Consider the following 6,000-nt stretch of genomic DNA (forward strand, 5'->3'; position numbering starts at 1 on the left):
GAGGATAGAAGCGACGCAGGAGCGCCGAAGGAAAATTTCCCGGCCGCGGGCCCCGACGGAGGAGGGGCTGGACAGGCTGGAGCGGGGGCGCATAATCCGCAGGACAGCAGCAAAAAACGTCGTAGACACATCCACCGGATGCGACGAAGGAGCAGCCGGTCATAATCCGGAGCGTTAGCGGAGGTCCGCTTCCCTGATGCGAGCAAGCGATCATCAGGGTCCCGTGTGCGGTCTGTTTACAGACCGGTTACTGGAAGCTCTTCTAGCGGCAGGGCCGACTCGGGAATCTCATTCGTGAAGTCGACACCCCCGGATTCTCATCCACGATCGCCGGCACGCATGACAGGGTAAACGGATGACGCTGATTCAGCCTTTTCTGCCCCGGGGCACCATTAACCGCAGCGAACAACCCGTTCTTGCAATGGATCCGTATGTCCTTCGTCCCTGGGTGGCCGCAGACAGCCAGGCTGTTCTTGCCGCCTATCAGGATCCAGCTATCTCGCACTGGCACCGCCGTGACATGCAACAGTTGCAGGAGGCGGAAGAGCTTATAAAACACTGGCTGGGCCTGTGGGATAAGGAAACAGGTGCTACTTGGGCAGTTTGTAATCAACAGGGAAGCGTTGTTGGACGCACCGCAATAAGCCGCATCAATCTGTTCGAGGGTGATGGGGAAGTTGGTTACTGGATCCTTCCCGAAGCTCGAGGCAACGGCATTGCCGGGCGAGCTGTCTCAGCCGTTCGCGATTGGGCTTTTTACTCCGCTGGTCTTAAGCGTCTCCAACTCACTCACGCGGTACAGAACGAGGCTTCATGCAAGGTTGCGGAAAAAGCCGGCTTCCAGCTGGAGGGTGTGAAGCACAGTGCCCTTCGACATGGAGACGGGTGGCATGACATGCATCTCCATGCCACGGTGAACAGCTAAGAGTCAGGCGAATCGGCAGGCATCGCAGACCGCGCCCGGCATTCCCACGACCGAAGTCGGCGTAACAGCCCGCCGGCTCGACCACAACGGCGCAGACCCCCCCCGAATCAACCACCATGCCGCTCACAAGCCGGCCAATCCCGGGCTGGAGGCCCATCCGGAGCGTTAGCGGAGGTCCGCTTCCCTGATGCGAGCGAGCGAGTATCAGGGCTGCCTGGAACCGGCCCGGGAAGCCGCCGGCGCAGACACAGAAATCCGTGTTTCTGTGTTTCTGTGTTTCTGTGTTTCTGTGTTTCTGTGCCTCCGTGTGATCCCGGGCTGGTGCCGGACCACTGCCGCAGCGCCAGCGAAGGACCGCTTCCCCTGCTGGGAGCTTGCGGACAGCAGGAACCTGGGCAGAGCCGCAGCGCCAGCGAAGGACCGCTTCCCCTGCTGGGAGCTTGCGGACAGCAGGAACCTGGGCAGAGCCGCAGCGCCAGCGAAGGACCGCTTCCCCTGCTGGGAGCTTGCGGACAGCAGGAACCGGAAACCGGCAGAGATTTGACGGACCAGCCCTTGTCCCATGCTGGGACAAGGACTACGTCTGAGCCGTGCTAGCGGTCCAGGGCGTCGCGGGTCTCCTCTGACGCCCAGACCAGATCGGCTGGGCCGGCCGCTGCGGGCGGGTGTGCGGCTGCGGCATGGGCCAGATGCGTTTCGGCGGCGGTGTCGGAGGCAGCCGACACGGTATCGGCTGCAGGCGGGTAGGTGATGGCGGAGGTATGGGTGAGGTCCGGGTTTGGCATGGGTGGTGTCCTGGGATCGGGTCTGTCCTGGTGTGCCCACTGTACCGGCCGCCGGTGTTGGTGCTCCGGGCCGGGCGGTGTGGACGCGCAGCGTGTCATGGCGGCGGCCGGGGGAGCGTGCGGCGGAGGCCGCCGCCCGCGCACCCAGGGGATTCTGCGGGCACACGGCAGGGGCCGGAATCCCTTGGTAGGACTCCGGCCCCGCTCCCCCGGTACTTCTACCGGCTAAATGATGCCGGGTAGGAGGTGCTGGGCTTCTTGGCCGCTTCGGGCAGTGTGCCCAGCCGGAGCAGCTGCATCAGCAGCAGTGCCAGCCGGTGCGTGGGGTCCGCTTCCAGTCCTTGGGCGATGTACGCGGCGGCGAGGGAGGACCGGCCCTTGTACCAGCTGAGCCAGCCGAGGAAGCAGAACACGGGGGTCCGTGTGTTTTCCGGTGCAAAGGTGAGCAGGTGCATCAGCAGGTCCTCGGTGGCGTCCACGCGGGACCAGTCCGGCTGTCCTTCGAACCGTCCGATCATCACCTGCATGTAGGTGGCCGGGTCCTCGGTGGCGCTGATCGCGTCGGCGAGGATGCGGTCCCGGAGGGGCTTGCATTGCAGGGCTGCCAGCAGCTCCACCGCGTCGGCTTCGTCCGGGGTCGTTCCCAGTGCTTCGTGCCATGCGCGGCGGGCCTCGCGCATGTCCGGGTGGTTGAAGTCCAGTCCGTCGATGTTAGGGTACCGGGCCGCCCTCTCCCAGATGTATTCCCAGTTGCCCTCACTGCCGGTAAAGGCCGGGACGGTGGCCCGGTCGGCCCGCTTCACGGAACCGCGGTAGACCATTTCCGCGTTCACGGCGCTGTCCCGGATGCTGCTCAGCGGCTGCATCGGGCAGCAGGCCGGGTCCTCGCAGAAGTACGTGGTCCAGCCTGCATCGGTAATCAGCCAGCCGCCCCGCAGGCTCAGGCCGCCTTTTTCGGCTTCGGCGCGGACTGCGCGGGCGTAACCGCTGTACGGCTTGGCGCCGGGGGCCGGGTCCGCGGCCGGTTCGTTGGTGTAGACAAACATCAGGAACCCGTCCGCGGCTTCGTCCGAGAGCAGGTAGTGGGTGACCGTCTGCCCGTAGTCGGTCGGGTTGACGGACTCGTCCGGGGCATCCATCCGCAGAGAGGCACCGGTCTTGGCACCGGCGAGGGTGATGAATCCGAACGATTCGCGCGGCTCGAAGCCGAGGGAGTGCGGGAAGAAGGCGAGCATATCGGCGGCAGTGGTGGCTTTGATGTGGTTGTTCACGGTGCGCTCCTCATGGTTGCGGTGTGGGTTCGGGGCCTGTGGTGATGCCGGCAGTTGGCCCCTCCCCCGTTGTTTTTTGCTGCTGGCGAGCTTGCTCGCTTGCCCCCGACGGAAGCCTGTCTACCCGTAGGGCAAGGGCGGGAAAATTTCCGGAGGATAGAAGCGACGCAGGAGCGCCGAAGGAAAATTTCCCGGCCGCGGGCCCCGACGGAGGAGGGGCTGGACAGGCTGGAGCGGGGGCGCATAATCCGCAGGACAGCAGCAAAAAACGTCGTAGACACATCCACCGGATGCGACGAAGGAGCAGCCGGTCATAATCCGGAGCGTTAGCGGAGGTCCGCTTCCCTGATGCGAGCGAGCGAGTATCAGGGCTGCCTTCCCCGGCCCGGAAAGCAGCCGGCGCAGACACAGAAATCCGTGTTTCCGTGTTTCTGTGCCTCTGCGCGATCGGGGGTTGAACTTGCTGGCGGGGGCGGAGGCCCGTTGTAATCCCGGGGCCTCCACCCTTCGCAGTCAGCGGTTTGTCCTGGACCGCACTGCTGCCAGGGCAGTAATCGCGGTGCCCAGGGCGAGCAGTGACAGGATGAGGTTGAGCAGTTCCATGGGCCGTTTCCTTTCCGGTTCGGAGGGGTTAATGTGAAAGGAGCCCGGTGGCCGCAGCCTTGGCGGTCACGACCACCGGGGTGTTATGTGCAGCTACTTCTTCGCACGGCGCCTGCGCCTCCGAGTGCCACCTCGGGGGCGTTCGCTCTTTCGGAGCGCACGCCGTGCAGCGAAGAGAGCCACGACCGCTGTGGCCAGCTGCACTACCGCGGTAGTGAACTGCAGCGCGATGTCGATGCTCATTAGCCGCACCTCCTTTCTGCCCCGCCAGCGAGGCCCCACCGATTCAGCCGGTCGAGGGTGGGCCGTCAATCCCGGAGAGTGCCCGGGTGCCTGCGCGGAATAAGGGAGCTCCAGCGACCGCGTGCAGGCATCCGGGCGCGTGGATTGACGGGTCGGGCCCCCGGACGGCTACGATCGGTGGCCTTGTATGACGGAGATACCCAGCCCCGAGCAAGGGAAAAGAGGTTTTCTGTCCGGAGCGCAGCGGAGGGCCGTTTTCGGGGGAAGCCCGCACGTTGGCCCCGGCGCCGGCCGGCATGCCTGGCCTGGCGTTTGACTGATGCCGGTGGCACGGCAGGAACCGGCAGCGGTACCCGTGCTGGTGCGGCGGAGGCCGCCGCCCGCGCGCCTAACGGATCCCCGGGCACACACGCTCCCCCGGCCGCCGCCGTGACACACTGCGCGTCCACCAGACCCACGGCGGAGGGGCCGGAATCCCTCAATCTGGTAGGGATTCCGGCCCCTCTCCCCCGGCCTGTTTACCCTGCTTCGGGGTCCCCGGTCTGGTCTTGTGCTTCCGGTTCGGTGCCGTGGTCGGTGATGATGCGCTCCACATCGCTAAGTGTGTATCCCCACGCGGCGAGTTGGCTGAGGTAGGTCCGGGCCGTCTCGGAAGGCTGCCGCCAGGACTGGCGGGACAGGCTCTTTTCGAAGCCGGTCAGGACCATGGCCAGGATGTTGATTTCGGGCTTTCCTCCGGGCTTGGAGGTCAACCGGGCCAGTTCCCCGAATGCATCGGTGCCGCCGAGCAGTTCGGCGGCGAAGCCGTTGTGCTTGGACAGGCCGTCAGCGACGGTGTAGGAGCATGTGCCCATGGCTTCGGAGATGAACCGCAGGGCGTTCTTCGGGGCGGTCCTGGCCTTGAGCAGGGTCTTGATGAACTCGACCCGGACGGTTTCGGCGGCATCCCATGCCCGGTTATTTTCGATCACTGCCCGCCGTTCGGCTTTTTCCTCCTCGGTCATGGCACCGGAGCGGGGCGCTCCGGGTTTGGTGAATCCGGCGGCTTTCCAGTTCGTGTGCAGGTAAACGGTGCTGATCTGTCCGCTGTAGCTGTGGCCGATGTATGCGGCATCTGCGTCCTCGACGGTGAGTGCTTCACCGTCCGTGGTGCGCAGGGCATCGATCGGGGCGATCGGTCCCTTGTAGTCGTAGTAGAGGACGTTCTCGGTGATGATCTTCAGTCCCCGGGCTTCTGCCTCGGCGGTGGCCTCTGCGATTTCGGCAGCGCGGCGGCGGTCGTCCCGGATCCGCTGGGCGGTGTGGGTGAAGTTCTGCGGGTTCTCGGCGGCGGTGCGTTCCAGTTTCGCTACCGCGTCCTCGTCGTCGCTGAATTCCTCGACGACAGCGGCCATATCCAGCGTCATGCCGCCCGCGAGGGCGGCGGTGGCGGTGTCATTGGCGCGGACTTTCAGGGCCGCATCAACCACGGCTTTTTTCGCCCCGGTCCTGCGGGCGATCTGGATGGCGGAGACTCCCAGCAGGGAGAGCTGGTGGAAGGCTTCGGCCCGGTCCTGATCGGTCAGTGCCTGCCGATGGTCGTTTTCCACGACCTGCTTGGCCAGCCGGTCGGCTTCGGTAAGGCTGTCCACGATGTAGACGGGCATGCTGGTCAGCTTGTTCTCCACGGCAGCGAGAGTGCGGCGCTGGCCGTAAAGCACGTGCAGGGTGCCGTCCTCGGTGCGGTGGGCGACGACGGGCTGGATAACTCCGTGTTCCTTGACGGAGGCCAGGAACGCTTTGTCGAGCTGGGCATCGGCGCGAACGTTCGCGTCGATGGTCAGCTGGGCCGGGTCTATCTGTTCCAGAACAGTCATTGTCTTGCTCCTCGTATGGTTGCGGTGCGGGTTTGAGGGTGGTGGTGGTCCAGCAGTTGGCCCCTCCCCCGTTGTTTTTTGCTGCTGGCGAGCTTGCTCGCTTGCCCCCGTCGGAAGCCTGTCCACCCGCAGGGCAAGGCAGGGAAAATTTCCGAAGGAAGTAAGCGACGAAGGAGCGCCGCAGGAAAATTTCCAGGCCGCAGGCCCCGACGCAGGAGGGGCTGGACAGGCTGGAGCGGGGGCGCATAATCCGTAAGGACAGCAGCAAAAAACGTCGTAGACACATCCACCGGATGCGACGAAGGAGCAGCCGGTCA

5 protein-coding genes are annotated in these 6,000 nt (G+C 65.0%); 1 reads left to right on the forward strand and 4 read right to left on the reverse strand.

The genetic code is table 11. The features are described 5' to 3' along the window. Positions 1 to 355 precede the first annotated feature (355 nt). The gene (locus AC5RT8_RS16245) at positions 356 to 925 is read left to right on the forward strand and encodes a GNAT family N-acetyltransferase (protein WP_494096756.1); all 570 of its coding nucleotides are present in this window, start codon (positions 356 to 358) and stop codon (positions 923 to 925) included. A 593-nt stretch (positions 926 to 1,518) separates the two neighbouring features. On the opposite strand, the gene AC5RT8_RS16250 is transcribed toward AC5RT8_RS16245, so the two are convergent. The 4 genes from AC5RT8_RS16250 to AC5RT8_RS16265 all read right to left on the reverse strand — a co-directional run bounded on the left by AC5RT8_RS16250 (position 1,519) and on the right by AC5RT8_RS16265 (position 5,683). Next, positions 1,519 to 1,710 carry a hypothetical protein gene (locus tag AC5RT8_RS16250; protein ID WP_494096757.1) on the reverse strand — a complete coding sequence of 64 codons (192 nt, stop codon included), beginning with the start codon at positions 1,708 to 1,710 and terminating at the stop codon, positions 1,519 to 1,521. A 218-nt stretch (positions 1,711 to 1,928) separates the two neighbouring features. Continuing rightward, complete coding sequence (locus AC5RT8_RS16255) at positions 1,929 to 2,981, reverse strand: DUF4192 domain-containing protein (RefSeq protein WP_494096758.1); 1,053 nt, start codon at positions 2,979 to 2,981, stop codon at positions 1,929 to 1,931. A gap of 696 nt (positions 2,982 to 3,677) precedes the next feature. Next, on the reverse strand, positions 3,678 to 3,827 hold the full coding sequence (locus AC5RT8_RS16260; RefSeq protein WP_494096759.1) for a hypothetical protein: 150 nt from the start codon (positions 3,825 to 3,827) through the stop codon (positions 3,678 to 3,680). A 518-nt stretch (positions 3,828 to 4,345) separates the two neighbouring features. After that, a complete protein-coding gene (locus AC5RT8_RS16265; RefSeq protein ID WP_494096760.1) occupies positions 4,346 to 5,683 on the reverse strand; it encodes a ParB/RepB/Spo0J family partition protein in 1,338 nt (445 codons plus the stop codon). Positions 5,684 to 6,000 lie beyond the last annotated feature (317 nt).

The organism is Arthrobacter sp. Ms25, assembly GCF_059090365.1.

Excerpts from the sequence above, each read along its gene's own strand:
- AC5RT8_RS16245 (WP_494096756.1), top strand. The coding sequence starts at position 356 with ATGACGCTGATTCAGCCTTTTCTGCCCCGGGGCACCATTAACCGCAGC.
- AC5RT8_RS16250 (WP_494096757.1), bottom strand. The coding sequence starts at position 1,710 with ATGCCAAACCCGGACCTCACCCATACCTCCGCCATCACCTACCCGCCT.
- AC5RT8_RS16260 (WP_494096759.1), bottom strand. The coding sequence starts at position 3,827 with ATGAGCATCGACATCGCGCTGCAGTTCACTACCGCGGTAGTGCAGCTG.
- AC5RT8_RS16265 (WP_494096760.1), bottom strand. The coding sequence starts at position 5,683 with ATGACTGTTCTGGAACAGATAGACCCGGCCCAGCTGACCATCGACGCG.